Genomic DNA, 19,929 nt, shown 5'->3' with positions numbered 1-19,929 from the left:
GGGCTCGGCGCCGCCGGTCGGGGGTGCGGGGGGACGGCGGCGCCCCCGCCGAGGGGGACGGCGGGGGCGGTACCGGGGAGGCCGCGCGGCGGCCGGGGCGGGCGGGTTCAGGAGGCTCGCACGGCGGAGATGTCCAGGGTGAGCTTGACCTTCTCGCCGATCAGCACGCCGCCGGTCTCCAGCGCGGCGTTGTAGGTCAGGCCCCAGGAGGTGCGGTCGACGCTGGTGCCGCCCTCGAAGCCGACCCGGTTGGCGCCGTACACGTCGGTGGCGGAGCCGGTGAACTCCAGGTCGAGGACGACCGGGCGGGTGGTGCCCTTGATGGTCAGGTCGCCGTGCAGGCGGTAGGTGTCGCCGTCGACCTGCTCGGCGGAGGTCGACTTGAAGGTGATCTCCGGGTGCGCGGCGGCGTCGAAGAAGTCGCCGGTGCGCAGGTGCTCGTCGCGCTGGGCCTGGCCGGTGCTGATCGAGGCGACCTTGATCACCAGTTCGGCGGTGGACGCGGCCGGGTTGCTGCCGTCCAGGTGCAGCTTGCCCTCGTACTCGGCGAACTCGCCGCGCACGTTGGTGACCATCGCGTGCCGGACCGCGAAGCCGATCTTGGAGTGGGCGGCGTCGATGGTGTAGTCGCCGGTCAGGTGGGCCAGGTCCGGGCCCTGGACGGCGGCGGCCGGGGCGGTGGTGGCGGCGGTGGCGGTGTTCTTGGTGCGGTTGAAGATGCCCATGGCTTCTCTCCTCGGTACGGGGGTCGAAGCCGTTTGTTGAGGCTTCAACTTGTTCACGTGGTTCACCGTACGCCGATCTGGTTCAACTTTCAACCATGAAGTTGAAAGTTGTCCGAAATCCTTGGGCGGGCGCCGCGCACAGCGTTGTCCCCAGCCTGTGGACAAGCAGCGCCGCCCGCCCGCCACCGCCCGCGCCGTCGCCCGGAAAACCGGGTGCGCCCGCCCGTCCGCCGGTTCACACTGGCCGCCGGAACCCCGAACCCCACCCCGTCCCGGGAGAGTTGTGCAGTCTGCCGTCACCGTGTCGCCGTCCCAGGTCCCCGAGCTGCTGCTCGGCCTCGCCACCGTCCGGCCGGTGTTCCTCTGGGGCGCGCCGGGCATCGGCAAGTCCTCGCTGGTCAACCAGTTCGCCGAGTCGCTCGGCCTGGAGTGCGTCTCGCTGCTCGGCACCCAGCTCGCCCCCGAGGACCTGATCGGCGTCCCGCAGATCACCCCCGAGGGCCGCTCCCGGTTCTGCCCGCCCGAGTCCATCGCCCGCGACCGGCCGTACTGCCTGTTCCTGGACGAGCTGAACGCGGCCTCGCCGGACGTCCAGAAGGCGTTCTACTCGCTGATCCTGGACCGCCGGATCGGCGGCTACGAGCTGCCGCCCGGCTCGATCGTGATCGGCGCCGGCAACCGCGCCACCGACGGCGCGCTGGCCCGCCCGATGCCGTCCGCGCTGCTCAACCGGCTGGTCCACGTCCACCTGCGGGCCAGTGCCGACGACAGGCTCGGCTGGGCCGCCGGGCACGGCGTCCACCCGTGGATCCTCGACCACCTCACCGACCGGCCCGACCACCTGTGGTCCGCCCCGCCGAAGACCGAGGAGCCGTTCTCCACCCCGCGCGCCTGGCACATGCTCTCCGACACGCTGCACTCCTTCGGCCCCGGCCTCGACGAGGGCACCCTCAAGGTGCTCGCGCACGGCCTGCTCAGCCCCGCCCACGCCGTCGCCTTCTGCGGCTACGCCAAGATCGTCCGCAACGCGTACGGGCTGGAGGCGATCATGAAGGGCGACGCCTCCTGGCCGCACCGGATCGAGGACCGCGACCTGCTCTACTACCTCGCCGACTCGTTCCGCGGCCGGCTGGTCAAGGAGCTGCCCGCCCGCAAGGAGCACGCCTCGCCGACCGTGCGGCAGCACGCGTACCGCTCCAAGTCGCTGCTGGTGCAGCTCGCCGAGATCTCCGTCGAGGTCGCCCAGACCGTGATCGCCGACGGGCCCGACGGCAACCCGGTGCTGCCGTCCTGGTTCCTGATCGAGGCGGCCCGCGACCTGCCCCGGCTGGTCGAGGCCCGCCGGTGAGCGGCCGCCGCCCCGGCGCGGGGGCCAAGAACGGCGCGGGGGCCGGGCCCGAGCGGGTCGACCCGGTCAAGGCCGCGTTCGCCGAGGGGCTGGCCCGGGTGCGCGGCAACCCGGCGCTCGCCGCCGTCCCCGCCCGGCTCTGCGCGCGGGAGGACGACGACTGCCCGCTGCACCCCGCCACCGGCTGGGTGGTCGCCGACTCGGACGGCACCCTGCACCACAACCGGCGGCGCCGCGCCGAACCCGAGGAGTGGGCCCGCGCCCTCGCCCACGCCCTGCTGCACCTCGGCTTCGGCCACCTCCCGGCCCGGCGCGGCCCCCGCGCCCAACCCGACGAGGCCGACCTCGCCGCCCGCTGCGCCGTCGTCGACCGCTTCCTGCACACCTTCCCGATCGGCCGCGCCCCCGGCGACCTGCCCCCCGGCTGGCCCGGCGGCGACGAGGAGGAGCTCGCCGCCCGCTGGCGCCGCGACGGCGTCCCGCCCGCCCACCGGACCCACGGCACCGGCGGCGACCGCCCCGACCAGCGCCTCGAACCGTGGACCGCCACCGAGGACCCCGAGGACTGGACGCTCGCCTTCGCCCACGCCCTCACCCGCACCGTCTCCGCCGCCATGGACGTCGCGGCCGGCCGCCGCGAGACCCTCGGCGGCGCCCGTCTCCCGCAGCGCCCCTGGGAGCGCGCCCTCGGCTGGTTCGTCTCCAGCTACCCCCTGCTCGGCGGCCTCGCCGCCGGACTCACCCTCGTCGCCGACGCCGAACTCGCCCGCGCCCACGGCATCACCGTCGCCGCCGTCAACGCCGCGGCCGGCGAGATCTACCTCAACCCGCTGCGCCACCACACCGACGAGGAGTGGCGCTTCGTCCTGGCCCACGAGATGCTGCACGCCGCCCTCCGCCACGGCGACCGGGCCGGCGGCCGCGACCCGTACCTCTTCAACGTCGCCGCCGACTACGTCACCAACGGCTGGCTGCTGGAGATGGGCGTCGGCGAGATGCCCGAGGGGCTGCTGCACGACCCCGACCTGCGCGGCCTCTCCGCCGAGGAGGTCTACGACCGGATCGCCCGCGACCAGCGCCGCCTGCGCCGCCTCGCCACCCTGCGCGGCAAGGGCCTCGGCGACATCCTCGGCGAACCGCTGCCCCGCGACGGCTCCCGCGGCTACGTCGACCTCGACGACTTCTACCGGCGCGGCCTCCAGCAGGGCTTCGACCTGCACGTCCGCGACCGCGGCCGGCTCCCGGCCGGCCTGGTCGAGGAGATCCGCGCCCTCTCCCAGCCCCCGCTGTCCTGGGACGCCCGGCTCGCCCGCTGGTTCGACGAGCACGTCCCCCGCCCCGAACCGCTGCGCTCCTACGCCCGCCCCTCCCGCCGCCAGTCCGCCAGCCCCGACATCCCGCGGGCCGGCCGGCACCACCCGTACGAGGAGACCCCGCGCCACACCTTCGGCGTGCTGCTCGACACCTCCGGCTCGATGGACCGCGTCCTGCTCGGCAAGGCGCTCGGTGCGATCGCCTCCTACGCCGCCGCCCGCGACGTCCCCGCCGCCCGGGTCGTCTTCTGCGACGCCGCGCCGCACGACGCCGGCTACCTGCCGGTCGCCGAACTCGCCGGCCGGGTCCGGGTCCGCGGCCGCGGCGGCACCGTCCTGCAACCCGGCGTCGACCTGCTCGCCCGCGCCCCCGACTTCCCCGCCGCCGCGCCGCTGCTGGTCATCACCGACACCTACTGCGACCACCTGCGCGTCCCCCACCGCGAACACGCCTACCTCGTCCCGCGCGGCGCGACCCTGCCGTTCACCCCGCGCGGACCGGTGTTCCACGTCAGCTGAGGGCCCGGCCGAGGAGCGCGCAGGGCCTGCCGGCGGCCCCGCGCCGCCCGCCCGGCCCGGGCCTGTCGGCGGGCCGACCTACCCTGGAAGGCCCCCGCACCGTCCCACCCCCGCCCGGAGGTCCGATGTACGTCCTGCACGCCCAGTGGCGGGCCGACGCGCGGCTCGGCGTGTGGGCGGAGGACGCCGAGGCGTTCCGCGGCCGGGCGGTGGAGGGCGCGCGGCACCCGTTCGCCTGCCCGGCGGCGCGGGTGGCGCAGCTGCTCGCCGCGGTCGGGCCCGGCCCGGCCTGGCTGGCCGAGCGGGGCGACGAGCGGTGGCTGACGCTGCGGCTGCCGACGCTCGGCGCCCGGCCGACGCCCTCGCCCGACCTGCCGGTGGGCTCCACCGCGAAGGGCCAGGCGCTGCGGCCCTGGCGGGTGCCCGCGTTGCTGTTCGGCCTGGCGGAGGCCGCGCAACTGCTCGGCGAGCTGTTCGACCCGTACTGGCCCGGCACCACCGTCGACCTGCCGGACGGCCGGACGGCCGAGCTCGCGTACGGGGCGTCGCTGCGCTGGCTGACCGGCGTGCACGACCTGGCCTGGCGGCTGGCCGGGCGCGGCCGGGTGCTGCCCGCGCTGGTGCCGGAGCCCGCCGGCTGGGCGGCCCGCTGGCGGCCCGCGCACGACCCGTCCGCGCACCGGGAGGCGCTCGCGCTGGCGGCCGGCTGCCCGCCGGCCGCCCGCGCCGAGCAGGGGTACGAGCCCACCGCGGGCGCCCTGTTCGCCACCGTGCTGGACGCGCTCACCGACCACGAGACCCGCACCGCGCTGGCCGACGCCCCGCCGCCGCCCGCCACCGCCCCGGCCTGGCTCGCCGCGCTGCGCGGCCCGGACGCCCGGCTGCCCGCCCCGCCCGAGCCCGCGCTGCTCGCCCGGCTCGCCGCCGGCACGGCCGGCACCGCCCCGGCCGGAGCGGTCCGGCTCGCCTTCCGGCTGACCGAGCCGCTCGGCACCGCCGCCGACGACCCGGACGCCACCGCCGTGGCCGAGACCTGGCGGCTCGACGTGCTGCTCGGCCCGGCCGACCGGCCCTCGCTGCTGCTGCCCGCCGCCGAACTCTGGTCCACCGGGCCCGGGTCCGCCGCCCTGGCCCGGACGGTCACCGACCCCGCCGCCGCCTACCTGGCCGAACTCGACCGCGCCGCCCGGCTGTTCCCCGCCCTGCGGGCCGCCCTGCACCGCACCCGCCCCACCGGGCTCGACCTCGACCGGGCCGGCGCGCTCGCCTTCCTGCGCGACACCGCCCCCGCGCTCGCCGCCGCCGGGCACGGCGTCCTGCTGCCCGCCTGGTGGCAGCGCCGCCCCCGGCTCGGCCTCGCCGCCACCGGCCGCACCGCCCCCGCCCCCGGCTCGGTCCGCCGCGCCGCGCAGGCCGACCGGGACGCCGTGCTGGACTTCCGCTGGCAGCTCGCGATCGGCGAACAGCCGCTCAGCGCGGCCGAGTTGGCGGAGATCGCGGCCGCCCAGGCGGGCCTGGTCCGGTTCCGCGGCCAGTGGATCGAGGTGGACGCCGGGCAGCTCGCCGCCGCCCTGCGCTTCCTCGCCGCCCGCCGTGACGACCCGGCGCTGGACGCCGCCGCGCTGCTCCGCCTCGCCGCCACCGACGGCGCCGTGGTCGACGGCCTCCCGGTCACCGCCGTGCACGCCGACGGCCCGCTCGGCGACCTGCTGGCCGGCCGCCTCGGCCGCCTCCCCGGCGCCCGCCGCACCCCGCCCCCGCCCGGCTTCACCGGCACCCTCCGCCCCTACCAGGAACGCGGACTGGCCTGGCTGGACGCCCTGGGCCGGCTTGGCCTCGGCGCCGTCCTGGCCGACGTTGTTCCGACAAACCCCGTGTCCCGCACAGTCGTGTCGCATTGGCCGGGCGAACGCGGCAAAACCTCGCTAGCACAGGCTAGCTGACCCGGTGTCGCTTTTATTGGTGCACGAGGAGCGCAAGATGTGATGCGGATCATGTGATGAACGCCCTCGCCCTTCGGGTGGGCTCGGACACAGCCCTGAGTCGAGTTGGCGTGCCGGCATCTCCGGCACCGGTGCCGTCTCGCCGGCCCCGACGCTGGTGTGGCGCACCACAACGCAGCGGCCGTGTTCGCCACGTTGTGCTGCAGGGGTCCTTGCCCGCCTCACTGTGGCCGGGTGTTGCTTCAGTAGCGTGCGTCGGCCAGCCTGCTTGCGGCTGTGTTGGCCGCGTTCGCGGCTTGCTTGAGTTTGATCGCCAGGCCCTCGATGTTGCCGAGCCGGTTGGCGGCCACGGTCAGTTCTTTGGCGGTGCCCTCCAGGCCAGCGAAGGTTCGTGAGCTGCTGTACAGCATCCGGACCAGTTCCTCGGGAAGTCCGAAGCCGTGGACGCGGGGGTCCGCCAGCTCGGCGAGGAGGAGCTTGAGAAGGGCCGCCAGCTCGGGGGCGGTCTTGCCGAACTCCTCCAAGGCGGGCCCGACGCGGTCGAGCAGTTCGCTTTGAGCGGTGGCGATCATCTCGCTGAGCTTGCTCTCGGTGACGTTGCTCAGACCCGCCAGAGCGTCCAGGCCATCGGCCTCGCGAGCCGCCTTCCACTTCTCCAGGACGCTGATCGGGTACTTGTCGCTGTTGGCTCCGTCGACCACCTTGTGGTGCGCGGAGCACAGCAGGATCAGGTTGGCGAAGCTGTTGCGCTCCTCGATCGACCAGGTGGGGTCGTAGCGCTTACCGCCTTCCTCGAAGGCTCGGATGTGTGCGATCTCCAAGTTGAAGACGGGGATGGCGTTGATCATGCGGATGGTGGGGATGTCGCACTCGGGTGCGTAGCAGCAGCCGCGGGCCAAGGTCATGAGGCCAGCGAGAGTAGCGTTTCCGTAACTGCGGCGCGGTTTCCTGTCCATCAGTCCTTGCCCCTCCCAGATGTGACGGATAGCCAAGGGGAATGTACTGGGAGCTACTGACAGGTGTGGGCGTCCTGGCTATCCAGTGAGAATGAGAAGCGGTGGACATGGTGCATGCCACGAACGTTAGTGGCGCGTGCCGTGCCGCCGATCCGGGTCGCTCCTGCGTCCGACCCAGGACAGCGGTCCTCTTCTCGGCACTGCTCGCAGGCCGGGCTTGCTAACCCAGAGGCTCCTCGGTCAGCCACTTCTTGACGAGGTCCACCGGCAGCGGGACGGCCTGGTACGGGTTGAGAGCGTCGGTGACATGCCGAGCAAGCTCGTCGATCGTCTGCGGGGCGTACCTGGGCGGGGTGATCCAGATCCGGGGTTCGGCGTCCTGGTCGTCGTTGTTGTGGATGATCTGGGCGTACAGGCAGCCCATCATCTGGTCGCGGCCCCAAGTGCTGTACTTGTCCCAGCCGGGCATGAAGAAGGCGTGGATTCCGCAGACGTTCTGGTCGGTGACGGTCGCCGCGCGGGGTGCGCGCGGCGCGTGGTCGGTGTACGAGGGCCCGTAGACGATCTCCCAGCTTCCGTCCCTGTGCTCGAGGACGTCCATTCTGACGAGCTGCTTGAGGCCGCGTAGCTGCTGGCAGAATTCCTCGGACAGCAGCCCGAGGTGTGCGGCGAAGCGCGGGACGTCGACCGCGTTCAGCAGGATTCCCATGGGGGTGTCCCGGGAGTCCTTGGGATCGTCGTACTGGGTGCGCTGGGCGAGCAGGAGGAAAACCCGCTCGGCCTGTTCGTCGCTGATGCCCAGACTGCGCACGTACGCTACGGCTCGCTCGCCCATGGGTGGGCTCTCTCTCCGGCTCGGTCGGTGCTCAGGCTGCCATGGCGGGCAGCGCGCGCAGACGTTCGTGGAAGTCGGCCACGGCGGGTTCGGCGCGGTGCGGCTTGAGGTAGCCGTCGAACTTGGTGAGGCGGTTGACGGCGCGTACGGAGTGGACCTGGGTTTCGAGGAGGCCGAGGCCGCGGTTGGCGGCGTCGAGGGCGCCGTCGAGGTCCTTGCCGGCGAGGCGGGCGGTGGCGAGGCGTCCGGCGCGGACGGCCTGGTCGCGGGGGACCGCGTGGTCGATGGAGGAAGCGAGGGCGCTGGTGGCACGGTCGACCTGGCCCGCGCGGAGCATGATCTTGCCTTCGGTGGAGCTGAGTTGGGCGTCGCCGTACCAGGAGAGCCAGCTCGGGAGTCGGTCGCCGCCGTTGCGGGCCCACAGGTCGTGGGCGCGGTTGAGGGCGGAGCCGGCCTTCTGGTGCTGCCCGTCGCGGGACAGGCTCTCGGCGTGGTGGAGTTCGAGGTAGCTGCGGACGCCGGGCTGCATCGTCGCGGGGGTGTTGGCGAGCGCGGTCTCGACCTGGGCGACGCGCTCGGCGGGGTTGCCGGCGTCGGAGAGGTGCACGCCCATCTCGGCGAGCAGGAAGCCTCCGAGCGCGTCGTCGCCGATGGTCTTCGCAGCGCGAAGAGCGCCGAGGTAGTACTGCTGGCCGGCGGAGCGGAGCCCGCTGTCGTAGGCCATCCACCCGGCGATGTAGTTGACCTGGGCGGCCAGCCCGAGCAGACGGGCTTCGACGGCGTCCGTGTGGCGGCCCTGCTTGAGCAAGGTAGTGATGATGGCGAGGTCGCCGCGGGCCTGCTCGATGAGGCGGGCGCCGCCCATCTGCGCGTCCAGGCTCTGGAGGGTGCCGACCCGGGATTCGAGGGTGTCGACCATGGCATCGGTCACCTGGTCGCCGTTCAGGGCGGAGGCGAACGCCGGTGAGGCGGAAGCCCAACTCGCGGCGACAGTGGCCATCGCGGCCCCGGTGATGGTGAGAAAGCCCCGCCGATCCATATGACCACTCCTGACCAGTTCCACCAGTACGTCCACGGTACCGGCCTTTGTCCACGGCGCCGTGATGCCCGTCACCTCCCAGACGGGGAGCCACCCTGGCCACGGATTGGCAACCAGAGTACGGGGATTGACGCCGAGGAGGTTGGCCAGAACGTACTGCGCGTCAGGCTCGGGTTCCTGGCCCTGCTCCCACTTCCACACCAACGTCCGGTTGGTCGCCAGGTGGATCTTCAGCGCGGTGCCGTGGTCACGCATCATGCGCGCGAACTGGATCTTTCCCCAGCCGCGTAACCGCATCAGGTGGGTGAGCGGGTGGACTGCCAGAACGTCTGAGCTCATCTCAACCCCCCAGCGATTCATGCCCTGTTGGTGAGCGTACTGCTACCCGCTGTGGCTCGGGCCGCATCAAGGAGAAACCCCCCAGAAACGTTCCGAGTTGCGCTGCGGCGCGGCGACGCTGTACCGGCCGCCCGGCCCCGGAAGACGACGATGGGAGGAGCCATGGAGGCAGTCGAGAGACCCCATCACGGCAGGCACCGCGGCGATCACCGCGACCCGGTGGGGACAGCGCTCACCGTGCTGTGGGGCCTGGGCCACCTCGTCACGCTCGCATTGCTCGGGGTCGCCGCCGATCACCAGTTGAGCGCCGATCACCCGGTCGCGGCACCGCCCGCACAGGCCCTTCCCGACCACGACACGACCGCCTGAGGCCCGGGCCCCGCGCCGCCGCAACGGTCGTCGCGAACCCCGCTGCCCACCAAGCGACTTGGAGGACAAGCACCGTGCAACGCCTGCAGGCACAACAGCCTCGCCCGAAGGGTCCGGCGGCCGCCGCCGCACCTGATGCCTTCGCCCGCCGCACCGCCGTCGTCACCGGCGCCGCCGGCTTCATCGGCTCGCACCTGTGCGAGCGGCTGCTGGACCTCGGCGCGAACGTGATCGGCATCGACAACCTGCTGACCGGCCGCCTCGACAACCTCTCGCACCTGCGCTCGGCCGACGGCTTCCGTTTCCAGGCCGACGACGTGACCCGGCCCTTCACGGTGGCCGGTCCGGTGGACTTCGTCTTCCACCTCGCCTCGCCCGCCTCGCCGCTGGACTACGCCCGTCACCCGCTGGCCACCCTGAAGGTCGGCGCGATCGGCACGCTCAACGCCCTGGAGATGGCCGAGGCCAAGCGGGCCCGGTTCCTGCTGGCTTCGACCTCCGAGGTGTACGGCGACCCGCTCGTCCACCCGCAGCCCGAGCAGTACTGGGGCAACGTCAACCCCATCGGCCCGCGCAGCGTCTACGACGAGGCCAAGCGGTACGCCGAGGCCCTGACCTCCTGCTTCCACCGCACCGGCGGCACCCGCACCCGCATCGTGCGGATCTTCAACACCTACGGTCCGCGGATGCGCGCCGACGACGGCCGCGCGGTGCCCGCCTTCATTCAGCAGGCGCTGGCCGGAGAGCCGATCACTGTGGCCGGCGACGGCGGCCAGACCCGGTCCCTGTGCTTCGTGGCCGACACCGTCGAGGGCCTGCTCGCCACCACCGCCGCCGAGTACGCCGGTCCGGTGAACATCGGTAACCCGCACGAGATCACGATGCTCCAACTCGCCGAGGAGATCCGGACGATGACCGGCTCCGCCTCCGCCATCACCTTCGTCCCGCTGCCCGCCGACGACCCCAAGCGCCGCTGCCCCGACATCACCGCCGCCCGCGCCCACCTCGACTGGGAGCCCACCACGCACCTGCGCGACGGCCTGCGCCAGACCCTCGACTGGGCCGAGAAGCACTTCCCCGCCCAGACCGTGGCCGCCGGAGGGAGTGCCTCGTGAGCACCACCTCCAGGCCCCTGCAGCCGATCGTGTGCGGGGTCGACGACGGATACGCCCGCCCGCTGCGGACGCTGATGCGCTCGATCGCCGCAGCCCACCCTGGCACGGTCGGTGAGCTCCGCCTGATCGTCCTGGACCAGCAGATCAGCGACGCCAACCGGAAGGCGATCCTGCGCGACGCCGACCGCATCGGACTGGCCACCGAGTTGCGGCCCGCGCCGCTGACTGACCCGCGCTACCCGGTCTCCGACTGGGTCAGCGGCGCGGTGTATGTGCGCCTGGCCATCCCGGAGGTCATCCCCGACGAGCACCGGGTGCTGTACCTGGACGCCGACACCCTGGTGCTCGGCGACCTCCGCCCGCTGCTTCGGCAGTCCCTCGACGGGCGCCCGGTCGGCGCGGTGCGCGACCCGCAGAACCCGGTCATCGGCCGCGGCATCCAACTGCCCGGCTGGGAGAAGCTCGGCGTCCCGTACGGCCGGGACTACTTCAACAGCGGCGTCATGCTCATCGACCTCGAGCGCTGCCAGCGGCTCGGCGTCTTCGATCGCTCCCGGCAGTTCCTCGCCGAACACCCCGACAAGGTCCGCTTCTGGGACCAGGACGCCCTGAACTGGGCCATCGGCGACAACTGGCATCGACTGGACCGGCGTTGGAACACCTTCGCCATGTCGCCGCAGGCCACCCAGGCCGGCTTCATTCACTACGCCGAGGCCGACAGCCCGCTCGCCCAGCTCCTGGAGGACGAGAAGACCGCAGCCCTCGTCCACTTCGCCGGCCCCGACAAGCCCTGGCAGGACACCTATCCGGTCGGCGAACTCCGTGACACCTACCGCCTGTTCCACAACTACGTCGCCGAAGTCGGTGCCGAGTGAACACGCGAGGGCTCAAGCCGCTGCGGTGGAGTGCCACCTGGTGGATCGCCGCCGCTGTGGCCGCGCGCAACGTCAACGGACTGCGGCACATCCGCCGGACGCTGGCCTGGGCCGACCAGCCCGTGCGGACCGGGAACCGGAGGGCGGTGGAGCCGATGGTGCTGCACGTCGTTATTCCGGTGCTGCGGGAGCAACAGCAGATCACCGCCGCTCTGGCCTGGTTCGTCCCGCTCCTGCGCGACTTCCCCGGCTCGACGCTGACCCTGGTGACCACAGCCCGAGAGGAGGCCGAGCGCCAGCACCTGGCCACCCTGCTCGCGGGGGCTACGGCGGCCGACCTCACGGTGGAGCGCTTCCCGCAGCTGACCGGCGACGAGCTGGCCGCCCTCGGCAAGGCCCTGACCGGCACCGGTGAGGGCACACTGACCGATGCCGTGGCGGCCGAGATGCTGTCCGGCTTCCCCACCACGGCGGACATCGTCACGGCGGAACTCGCACGGCTGCCGCAGGCCGACCCGCTGGTCCGGCACGTCCACTACCGGGGCGACGGGCGCAAGGCGGCGCAGGTCAACGCCGCCGTCGAACAACTCGCCATCGCCGACGCCGAGCAGGAGTACATCGCGGTCTACGACGTGGACTCCCGCCCGAGCCGCGAGCTGCTGGAGCGGACCGCCGAGTTCCTGGCCCGCCGCCGGGCCGCCGACGGTGAACTCCCGTGCGTCGTTCAGCAGTCGGCCCGCTTCGCCACCCAGGGTGCCGCCGGCGCCTGGTGGGAGCGGAGCCTGTGCCGGGGCGCCGCCCGGGCCCAGACCCTGTGGACAGTGCGACGAGAGATCCCCAACCTCCGCCAGCAGGCCGACACCGCCCGCTGCCCGCACACCGGCCCCGGCCTGCCGGGGCTGGCCCAGACCGTCGGCCATGGCCTCCTCGTTCGCACGGACGTTTTTCGGAAGGTCGGCGGCCTGCCGACCTTCACGGTGCTCGACGACGTCGCCTTCGGCTACCGGCTCACCCTGGACGGCATCCCGGTGGACAGTCTGCCCTTCACTACCACCGTGCCGGCGGCCGAGTACCTGCGCGAGCTGCTGGCCCAGAGTGAGCGCTGGTTCCAGAGCTACCTCGACTACCCGAAGTGCGCGGCCTGCTGGCACGCCGAAGGTCACGGCAGCAGCCGCGACCACGCGATGGCCCTGACCATCGGCGCCTACCGGGGCATGGCGTGGCTGCTGGTCTCGCCCGCCACCGCGCTCTGCCTGGCGCTCGCGCTCGATCCGCGCACGCGCCTGCCGGTCCGGGCGGCGGCCGCGACCGCACTCTGGGCTTCCGCCGTCGCACCGGTCCGCGCTCTCGCCGTGGCCGAGGGCCAACCCCTCACGGTCCGGGCGACAGCGGTACGGAGTGCGGAGACGCTGGCTGGGCTCCTGCTCAAGAGCGTCGGCCCGCTGACCGCGCTCGGCCGCTGGGCGGTCAGCGGCACCCGGCACACCGCGCTCGCTCCCAAGAGCAACCGCCGCACCGTCCCCTCCACCACCACGGACAGGGAGTTCGCGTGATCCTCGGCATCGAGGGCGTCAGCTGCGTCGGCAAGACCACGCTGGCCGCCCAACTCGCACCCCACCTCGACAGGCCCGTCGTCATCCCCTGCTACTACCACGCCAGCCCCGACCCCACCCGGCTGCCGGCCCCCGAGCCGTTCACAGCCGAGCACCAGTTGGCCAACATCGCCGAGTTCCTGGACGTCGAGGACCTGCGGCTCACCTTGGCCGGGCAGGCCCTCGCCGAGGGCCGGGACGTGATCCTCGACCGCACCGTCGACACCCTCCTCGCTCACGCCCACGCCGTCGGCCGGATGAATGGCTTCGACTGCGACGCCCAGGCCCGGCACCTGGTGACCGGCCGTCCGGTGGCGATGCCCGACCTGACGATCGTGCTCACCGCCGACCCGGACGTGCTCGCCCGTCGGGCACGCCTGCGCAAGGGCATGCCGACGATCTTCTACGACCGGCACTTCAGCGAGCACTTCAACGCCTACCTCGCCCACCCGCTCGCCCCGGCCGTCGCCCTGCTCGACGCCACCGACGGCTCACTCGACGACCTCACCGCACAAGCTCTCGGCCACGTCCACCGCCACCAGGCCGCCCAGCACCGCCCCAGCCCCCACCCGCTCAAGGAGGCGTCGTGAAGGCCGTGATCATCGGCTGCGGCGCCATCGCCAGCCGCTGGGTCCGCTCCCTGCTCGCCGACGGGCGCATCGAGATCAGCGCCCTCGTCGACCCCGACCAGCAGGCCGCCCAGGTGCTGGTCGCCCGGTACGGGCTGAACCCGGCCTTCGCCACAACGCTTCCCGAAGCGCTCGCCCGGGCCGCGGCCGATGTCGTCGTCAACCTCACCCCGCCCGAACTCCACTACCCGGTCAGCCGGTCGGCGCTAGCCCAGGGCCTGCACGTCCTGACCGAGAAGCCGCTGGCCCTGAACCTGCCCGACGCCCTCGACCTCGTCCACCTCGCCGAGGAGCGTGGCCTGCTGCTGGCCGTCATGCGCAACCGGGGTGCCGACCCGGACTTCCTCGCGTTCGCCGACACGGTCCGCTCCGGCGGCCGGGCGCCGTTCGCCGTCACCGCCGACACCCTGGTCACCCTGACCGGCCCGGGTTTCCGCACCGGCCAGCACCTGCCCGTCACCACAGACCTCGCAGTCCACGCCTTCGACCAGGTCCGCGCGCTGATCACCGCGCCGCCCACCGAGGTCACCTGCACCGAGACAGCGACCGGCTTCCTCGCGGCCCACAGCTCGATCGCCACGGTCACCGTCCACTTCGCCGACGGCTCCCTGTTCACCTACCGGGGCGGCTACATCGTCGACCCGGCCCTGCGGACCGACGCGAACGGCGACTGGCGGGTTGAGGGCCGGGGCTTCGCCGCCCGCTGGGCGCCGGACCCCCACCAGGCGCGGAACTTGCCCCAGGCCGGGCCGCCGGCCTACCAGCGGTGCATCACCGCCATGATCGACGCCCTACACCAGGACGGCACTTTGCCGGTGCCCGCCGCCGACAACCTCGCCTCCATCGCCCTGCTGGACGCCGCCCTGGCCTCCGCCGCCCACCGCCGCCCCGTCCCCGTGCCGGAGGTGCCCGATGCCCTCCACTGACACGGTGATCAGCCGCCCGCACCCGCTGCTGGTCGACGCGCTCACCGCGGCGGGCTTCGACGCCGCCGGAGCGCGCTTCACCCCGCTCAAGGCTGGAACGGACAGCCTCCCTTTCGCGGTCACCACCCACGACGGTGACGAACTGGTCGTCAAAGTCCGCCGCGCGGGCAGCCGTTCCCGCTACCCGACCGCCGCGTGGGCCTCGGCCCGCATCCGCGAAGCCGGCATCCCGGCCGCCGAGATCCTCTGGCACAGCCGGGAAGCGTGCGTGGAGACCCGCTGCCCCGGCCGCCCCCTCGAAGCCGAACCGCTTACGCCGCGGGACCTGGACGCGGCGGCCCTCGCAGGCGAGGTGCTCCGGCGCCTGCACAGCATCCAGGTCGGCAGCTTCGGCCAGCTCGACGGCTACGGCATCGGCCAACACACCACCATCCAGGGCTGGTTCCTCAGCCTCGCACCCCGCACCACCCCGAGCATCGACGGCCTCGACCTGCCCGCGCTGCTGCACCGCACCCGCTTCATCCTCGATGTCGGATCCAGCCGCCTGCCCGAAGGCCCGCCCCGGCTCCTGCACGGCGACTGGGTCGGCCGGCACCTGTTCACCGACGATCGGCAGATCACTGGCGTCGTCGACCTGGAGAGCGCGCGTGGCGGCGACCCGCTGGCCGAACTCGCCGGCTGGTCACTGCGCGAACCGGCCCCGATCACCGAGGCCCTGTTCGGCGGCTACTTCGACGGCCCGATCCCCGCCGACCGCCTGCTGCCGCTGGTCCTGTTCCGCCTGCGCATCGCCTACTCGCTGCTGCACTTCCACGCCGTCTGCGAGGAGACGGACATGGTCCGGCTGCGGGCCGCGCAGCTCCAGGCCGACCTCGACGACCTCGACCACGGCCACCTCTCCGCCGTACCCCGCATCACCCCCGATGCCGCGTCCACCGCGCGCCGCCGCCCGTAACCCCGCCGAGCACTCCGCCCGGAAGGACACACGTGAACGACACCGCCGTCACTCTCCCGTTCCCCCGCGAGCCCAAGTACGGGCAGGCCGAGAAGGACGCCGTCCTCAAGCTCCTCGACGACGGCCACCTCTCCGAGATCAACCGCGGCCCGGCCACCAACGCCCTCGAAGCCGCCTTCGCCCGCCTCACCGGCACCCGCCACGCGCTGTCGTTCAACTCCGGCACCGCCTCCCTGCACGCCGCCCTCCACGCGGTCGGCGCCAGCCCCGAGGCCGGAGTCGCCGTCTCCCCGATGACCTGGGTCTCCGCCCTCACCGCCGTCTTCCAGGCGGGCAGCTACCCCGTCTTCTGCGACATCGAGCCGGACAGCCCGAACATCGCCGCCGCCACCATCACCCAGGCCGTCGGCGCCTGTTCGGCGGTCCTCGCCACCCACACCTGGGGCGTCCCCGCCCGCATGGACCAGCTCGCCGCCGCCACCGGCCTGCCGATCGTCGAAGACTGCTCGCACGCCCACGGAGCGCTCTACCAGGGCCGGCCGGTCGGCTCCTGGGGCGCGGCCGGATGCTTCAGCCTCCAGGAGTCCAAGGCCGTCTCCGGCGGCGAGGGCGGCATCCTCACCACCACGGACCGCCAGGTCTACGAGCGGGCCCTCACCCTCGGCCACCACCCCGCCCGCCTCGCCGCCGAGCTCACCCTCCCCGACCTGCTGCCGTTCGCCACCACCGGCGCCGCCTACAAGTACCGCATGCCCGCCCTGTCCGCCGTCATCGCCCGCCAGCAGCTCCGGTCGCTGCCCGACCGGATGCTGGCCGCCGAACAGAACCTCGCCACCCTCCGCAAGGCCCTGGAGGAGTACGACGTCCCCCTGGCCTGGCCCGAGATCGGCGAGCTGTCCGTCCGCGGCTGGTACGGCACCCCGCTGACGATCAACGTCCGCGTACCGGACCCGGTCGAACTGAGCAAGCGGTTCAAGGCCGCCGGCGTCCCCGTCGGCTCCCTGTACGAGGACTGGACCCAGGCCCCGCTCCTCCAGCACCCCGACCTGGCCGCCCGCTTCTGGCCGCACCTGGCCCACAGCCCCTACCGGCCGCCGACCCGCGAGGAGCTGCCCAACTTCCACAAGGCGATGCGGCAGATGATCGTCCTCAAGGTTCCGCAGATCCTGGCACCGGACTACATGGAGCAGGTCGCCGAGGCACTCGCCGCCGTTCTGGTCCGCACGCTGGTCACGGCATAGCCGCGAACGCCTCCTGCACCGCCTCGCGCCGCTCGGTCCACCAGGCCAGGAACCGCTCGGCGGGCAGGAACAGGTGGTCGCAGGAGTGGTCGTCGCGGTCGTAGTGGAAGTCCAGCTGCCAGTAGTCCGACATGCGCTTCCACCACAGCCGCTCCACCGCGTCCGCCAGCGCGGGCACCGGGATCGGCACCACCGACCGGTAGCCGGCTACGAACGCGGACGTCCGTTCCAGGTCGAGGTAGCCGTCCTCACCGCCGAACTGCACGGTGGCGGTGCGGGCGACCTCCTCGCCGAACGGGCGTACGCGGATGCGGTCCCAGTCGATCACCCCGGCGATCTTGCCGTCGCGCCACAGGACGTTGCGGTGCTGCACGTCACCGTGCGTCCAACCCGCCGGGCCGGCCGCTGCCTCGGTGGTGGGGTGGAAGTGGGCGTACTTGTCGAGCAGCACCTTGCGCTCGCCCAGCGCCTGGGCCGCCTCGGTGTCGAAGGCCGTAGGGCACTCCAGGGCGGCGATCCGCGTGAGATAGCGGTCCGCTTCGATACGCGCCCAGTACGGGGTGATGACTGGGGCTGCCGGGGGCTCCGATGCTGGCGGCAACAAGTGGGCGGTTCGCTCGTCGTTCAGGCTCCGGTGGATCTGGCCGAGCAGGACACCGAGGTCGCCGGCCTGGTCCAGGGTGAGTTCCGTCCCCGGCCGGTGGCCGCCTTCCAGCCAGGGGATCAGGCAGTAGCCGCGGCCCGCGACCTCCACCACGGTCTCGCCGGAGGAGGCGGCCATCGGCCGCCCGACCGGGACTCCGGCGTCGGCCAGCTCCGACAGGACCGCGAGATTGCGGCGGGCGAGCGGCAGCGGCACGTCCATGATCCGCTTCAACGCGAACGCGCCCTCGGCCGTCTCCAGCCGCCAGTTGCCGTTCATCAGGCCGTTGGGCAGGAAGCGGCACGCCCGGACCTCACCGAGTCCGAAGGACTCGCTGAGAACCGCCAGGTCCTCCTCGATCTCGCTGTAGCGCGAGCCACACAAGGCGTCGTCCATCGCTTCCGTCACCCCATGCAGGCTAGCGGAGCGCGAGGCTCGGCGAGGTCAGTTCGACGTTCGCTCGACTCGATCCCGGGGTCTTCCAGGTCGTTCAGACGAAGGCCAGTCCCAGCAGCCACAGCAGCCCCGCCAGGCCCGCGGCGACCGGCTGGGTGGTGGAGATCGAGCCGGCCCAGACCATCGCGGTGGTGGCGCATCCGTACGCGGCCCAGGCCAGGCGGCGCATCCACACGCCCCGCAGGAGGTTCGTGAAGAGGATCACCGCGCCGGCTGACCACCACACCACCCGGAGCACCCCCACACCAACCGGGAGCCCGGCCGCGTGCTCGCTCAGGTAGGACCGCACCGGTGCGTCGACCGTGTCCAGGACGGGGAGGAGATGTCTGGCAAGCGGGCTCCAGCATGCGCGTGCGAACTTCTCCGGCAAGCCCGTCAGAGCGACTTTGACCAGCACGCCCAGCACCACGGCGGCCACAGCAGCGGCAGCGAGCGGGTTGCGTTTGGCATTTCTCCAGGCCCTTCTGGTCCTCAAGCGGACACTGCGGGCCCAGCCCCAGCGGTAGCTCAGACCGGTCCGAAGAATACGAAGGGGCCGGTGCCGGTGGGAGCGGCCGGGGAACGAGAAGTAATAGCGGTGCTCGTGCTCGTGCTGCTGGGGTTGCCGTTCGCGGTCCTCGTCCTCGTCGTCCCGGTCGCCGCTGGGTGCCGGGGCCGGAATCGTGATGACCACAGGGGCGGGGCCGGTTCCGGGGCCAGCCTCGCCGTCGGGATCGGATCGTGTCAGCAGGTTGTGCAACTCCGCGCCGAGAGCCACCACGTGCGACCTGCCGTACGGATGGTTCAGCAAATTGCCCTCAGGAGCGTGGTAAGCGATCTCCTCGCCTTCAGCGGCCAGCAGGTCCTCGCGCGGAACTCGCCTGATCATCGTGGCGATCGGAGCCTGGCCGTTCATCTTCAGGATCTGTAGCCACACCCACATGGCGTCGTTCGTCGAGTTCTGCAGGTGCCCGGCCAGCCGCTCGTGAAGGGCCTTCTCCGTCTGGCCGACGTAGCGAACCACATCGTCGCGCGGGTCGGTGAGGGTGTAGACGATGCCGTGGGTGGGCTTGCTCGCGCGCCTGTCGCGCTGAGGCGGCGGTGTACGGGTGGCCAACGACGTCCTTCCGAGAGAGTGGATTCTGTCCCAGATGCGGGTCGCTGTACGCGGCCCTGCCGCACTCAGCGCAACCGGTATACCGGCCAGCGCCGACACACAGCGGCCCCTGCCCTGAGACCGCCCATCATGGCAATGGTCCGGGCGGCACGGCCGTCGGCGGGGTCCGCGCTGCTGGACGGGATACTGGGGCCATGAAACTGCAGGAGTTCTGGCGACGGATGTACGAGCACTTCGGCGAGGCGTACGCCGATTCGTTCGCCAGCGACCACGTGATGAGCGAGCTGGGCGGACGGACGGTCCGGCAGGCCCTGGACGCTGGCTGGGACACCAAGAACATCTGGCGGGTGGTCTGCGACACCCAGGGGATCTCGGCGCTGCTTCGCTGAGATCCCCGCTCCGGATGCGGCCATGCCCGCGTTCGGGACGAGGGGTGGGACTGGGGCGGGCGCCGCGCACGGCGGGCGTGTGTGTGGGGCCGCCCGCCGTACGGTCCGGTCAGCTGCAGGAGCCGTGCGGGGCGATGCCGCGAGGCGTCGGCAGCGACGCGACGATGCCGACCGGGCCGGTCAGTTCGGGCTGTTCGGCCAGTTCTTCCCGTAGGCGCTCGATCTCCAGGTGCTGGGCGGCGATGCGGGACAGCGCGAGCTGCTTGAACTCGGTCAGCTTCTCGATCTCGGCGTCCCGGTCCGTCACGCGCTTCTTCAGCTCGGCGTTGGTGGTCTTCAGCCGCTCGATCTGGGCCGCCCTCGGGTCGGGCACCGTCCCGGCGTCCTGAAGGGCTTTCAGGCGCCGTTCGAACTCCTCGGCGAGGTGCTGGTAGGGGCCGGGCCGGGTGGTGCCGTCGCGGTCCTTCTTGGGGTAGAGGGCGGTGCGGGTGACGCCGGCCTCGGCGGCCAGGGTCTTGAGGTCGCATTTGCCGCCTGGCGGTAGCTCGCCGCGCAGGAGGCGGTCCATCGCCGCGCGGAGAGCGTCCTCGTTGCGGGCGCGGGTCTCCTCGGTGATCCGTCCCATG

At 72.6% G+C, this 19,929-nt stretch carries 19 protein-coding genes; 12 read left to right on the top strand and 7 right to left on the bottom strand.

The annotated features are described in order from the left end of the window. Window positions 1-107: 107 nt before the first annotated feature. A complete protein-coding gene (locus tag KSE_RS17255; protein WP_014136607.1) occupies window positions 108-725 on the bottom strand; it encodes a YceI family protein in 618 nt (205 codons plus the stop codon). Between the two features lie 283 nt (window positions 726-1,008). On the opposite strand from KSE_RS17255, the gene KSE_RS17250 reads away from it, so the two are divergent. The 3 genes from KSE_RS17250 (at window position 1,009) to KSE_RS17240 (ending at window position 5,848) form a co-directional block, all read left to right on the top strand. Continuing rightward, the gene (locus KSE_RS17250; RefSeq protein WP_033258418.1) at window positions 1,009-2,073 is read left to right on the top strand and encodes an AAA family ATPase; all 1,065 of its coding nucleotides are present in this window, start codon (window positions 1,009-1,011) and stop codon (window positions 2,071-2,073) included. Next, window positions 2,070-3,905: a vWA domain-containing protein gene (locus KSE_RS17245; RefSeq protein WP_014136605.1), complete on the top strand. Its 1,836-nt coding sequence runs from the start codon at window positions 2,070-2,072 to the stop codon at window positions 3,903-3,905. Before KSE_RS17250 ends, KSE_RS17245 begins: the two co-directional genes overlap by 4 nt. A gap of 125 nt (window positions 3,906-4,030) precedes the next feature. After that, the gene (locus tag KSE_RS17240) at window positions 4,031-5,848 is read left to right on the top strand and encodes an SNF2 helicase-associated domain-containing protein (RefSeq protein WP_014136604.1); all 1,818 of its coding nucleotides are present in this window, start codon (window positions 4,031-4,033) and stop codon (window positions 5,846-5,848) included. A gap of 242 nt (window positions 5,849-6,090) precedes the next feature. On the opposite strand, the gene KSE_RS17235 is transcribed toward KSE_RS17240, so the two are convergent. The 3 genes from KSE_RS17235 to KSE_RS17225 form a co-directional block, all read right to left on the bottom strand. Beyond that, entirely contained in the window at window positions 6,091-6,696 is a 606-nt protein-coding gene (locus KSE_RS17235) for an HNH endonuclease (RefSeq protein WP_231873179.1), read from the bottom strand. 328 nt (window positions 6,697-7,024) lie between these two features. After that, window positions 7,025-7,639: a hypothetical protein gene (locus KSE_RS17230; RefSeq protein ID WP_014136602.1), complete on the bottom strand. Its 615-nt coding sequence runs from the start codon at window positions 7,637-7,639 to the stop codon at window positions 7,025-7,027. 31 nt (window positions 7,640-7,670) lie between these two features. After that, window positions 7,671-9,017 (bottom strand): hypothetical protein, encoded by a 1,347-nt coding sequence (locus tag KSE_RS17225; RefSeq protein WP_014136601.1) that lies wholly within the window; start codon window positions 9,015-9,017, stop codon window positions 7,671-7,673. Between the two features lie 162 nt (window positions 9,018-9,179). On the opposite strand from KSE_RS17225, the gene KSE_RS17220 reads away from it, so the two are divergent. From KSE_RS17220 to KSE_RS38545, 8 genes are all read left to right on the top strand, one after another. Further along, on the top strand, window positions 9,180-9,386 hold the full coding sequence (locus tag KSE_RS17220) for a hypothetical protein (protein ID WP_033258417.1): 207 nt from the start codon (window positions 9,180-9,182) through the stop codon (window positions 9,384-9,386). 74 nt (window positions 9,387-9,460) lie between these two features. Next, complete coding sequence (locus KSE_RS17215) at window positions 9,461-10,501, top strand: UDP-glucuronic acid decarboxylase family protein (protein WP_014136599.1); 1,041 nt, start codon at window positions 9,461-9,463, stop codon at window positions 10,499-10,501. Beyond that, window positions 10,498-11,376: a glycosyltransferase family 8 protein gene (locus KSE_RS17210; protein ID WP_014136598.1), complete on the top strand. Its 879-nt coding sequence runs from the start codon at window positions 10,498-10,500 to the stop codon at window positions 11,374-11,376. Before KSE_RS17215 ends, KSE_RS17210 begins: the two co-directional genes overlap by 4 nt. Window positions 11,377-11,432: 56 nt before the next feature. After that, window positions 11,433-12,929, top strand: coding sequence for a glycosyltransferase (locus KSE_RS17205; RefSeq protein ID WP_033258416.1), 1,497 nt, complete (start codon window positions 11,433-11,435; stop codon window positions 12,927-12,929). After that, window positions 12,926-13,558 (top strand): AAA family ATPase, encoded by a 633-nt coding sequence (locus KSE_RS42845; protein ID WP_014136596.1) that lies wholly within the window; start codon window positions 12,926-12,928, stop codon window positions 13,556-13,558. The genes KSE_RS17205 and KSE_RS42845 overlap by 4 nt, the downstream gene beginning before the upstream one ends. Beyond that, window positions 13,555-14,523 (top strand): Gfo/Idh/MocA family protein, encoded by a 969-nt coding sequence (locus tag KSE_RS17195; RefSeq protein ID WP_014136595.1) that lies wholly within the window; start codon window positions 13,555-13,557, stop codon window positions 14,521-14,523. Before KSE_RS42845 ends, KSE_RS17195 begins: the two co-directional genes overlap by 4 nt. Next, window positions 14,510-15,478: a phosphotransferase family protein gene (locus tag KSE_RS17190; protein ID WP_033258415.1), complete on the top strand. Its 969-nt coding sequence runs from the start codon at window positions 14,510-14,512 to the stop codon at window positions 15,476-15,478. Before KSE_RS17195 ends, KSE_RS17190 begins: the two co-directional genes overlap by 14 nt. A gap of 32 nt (window positions 15,479-15,510) precedes the next feature. After that, window positions 15,511-16,719 (top strand): DegT/DnrJ/EryC1/StrS family aminotransferase, encoded by a 1,209-nt coding sequence (locus KSE_RS38545; RefSeq protein ID WP_014136593.1) that lies wholly within the window; start codon window positions 15,511-15,513, stop codon window positions 16,717-16,719. Here KSE_RS38545 and KSE_RS17180 read toward each other — a convergent pair. Beyond that, window positions 16,709-17,770: a homoserine kinase gene (locus KSE_RS17180; RefSeq protein ID WP_231873178.1), complete on the bottom strand. Its 1,062-nt coding sequence runs from the start codon at window positions 17,768-17,770 to the stop codon at window positions 16,709-16,711. The genes KSE_RS38545 and KSE_RS17180 overlap by 11 nt on opposite strands. Window positions 17,771-17,852: 82 nt before the next feature. Beyond that, window positions 17,853-18,914, bottom strand: a complete 1,062-nt coding sequence (locus tag KSE_RS17175; RefSeq protein ID WP_014136591.1) for a GIY-YIG nuclease family protein — start codon at window positions 18,912-18,914, stop codon at window positions 17,853-17,855. A gap of 194 nt (window positions 18,915-19,108) precedes the next feature. Here KSE_RS17175 and KSE_RS17170 point away from each other — a divergent pair, with 194 nt between their 5' ends. After that, the gene (locus tag KSE_RS17170; protein ID WP_014136590.1) at window positions 19,109-19,303 is read left to right on the top strand and encodes a DUF3046 domain-containing protein; all 195 of its coding nucleotides are present in this window, start codon (window positions 19,109-19,111) and stop codon (window positions 19,301-19,303) included. Window positions 19,304-19,412: 109 nt separating this feature from the next. Here the strand turns inward: KSE_RS17170 and KSE_RS17165 are convergent, their stop codons facing one another. Continuing rightward, window positions 19,413-19,928 (bottom strand): hypothetical protein, encoded by a 516-nt coding sequence (locus KSE_RS17165; RefSeq protein WP_014136589.1) that lies wholly within the window; start codon window positions 19,926-19,928, stop codon window positions 19,413-19,415. Window position 19,929 lies beyond the last annotated feature (1 nt).

This window comes from Kitasatospora setae KM-6054 (assembly GCF_000269985.1).
Classification (GTDB): domain Bacteria; phylum Actinomycetota; class Actinomycetes; order Streptomycetales; family Streptomycetaceae; genus Kitasatospora; species Kitasatospora setae.
Note: the sequence above shows the minus strand (reverse complement) of the source record. Positions and strands in the feature narration are given on the sequence as shown.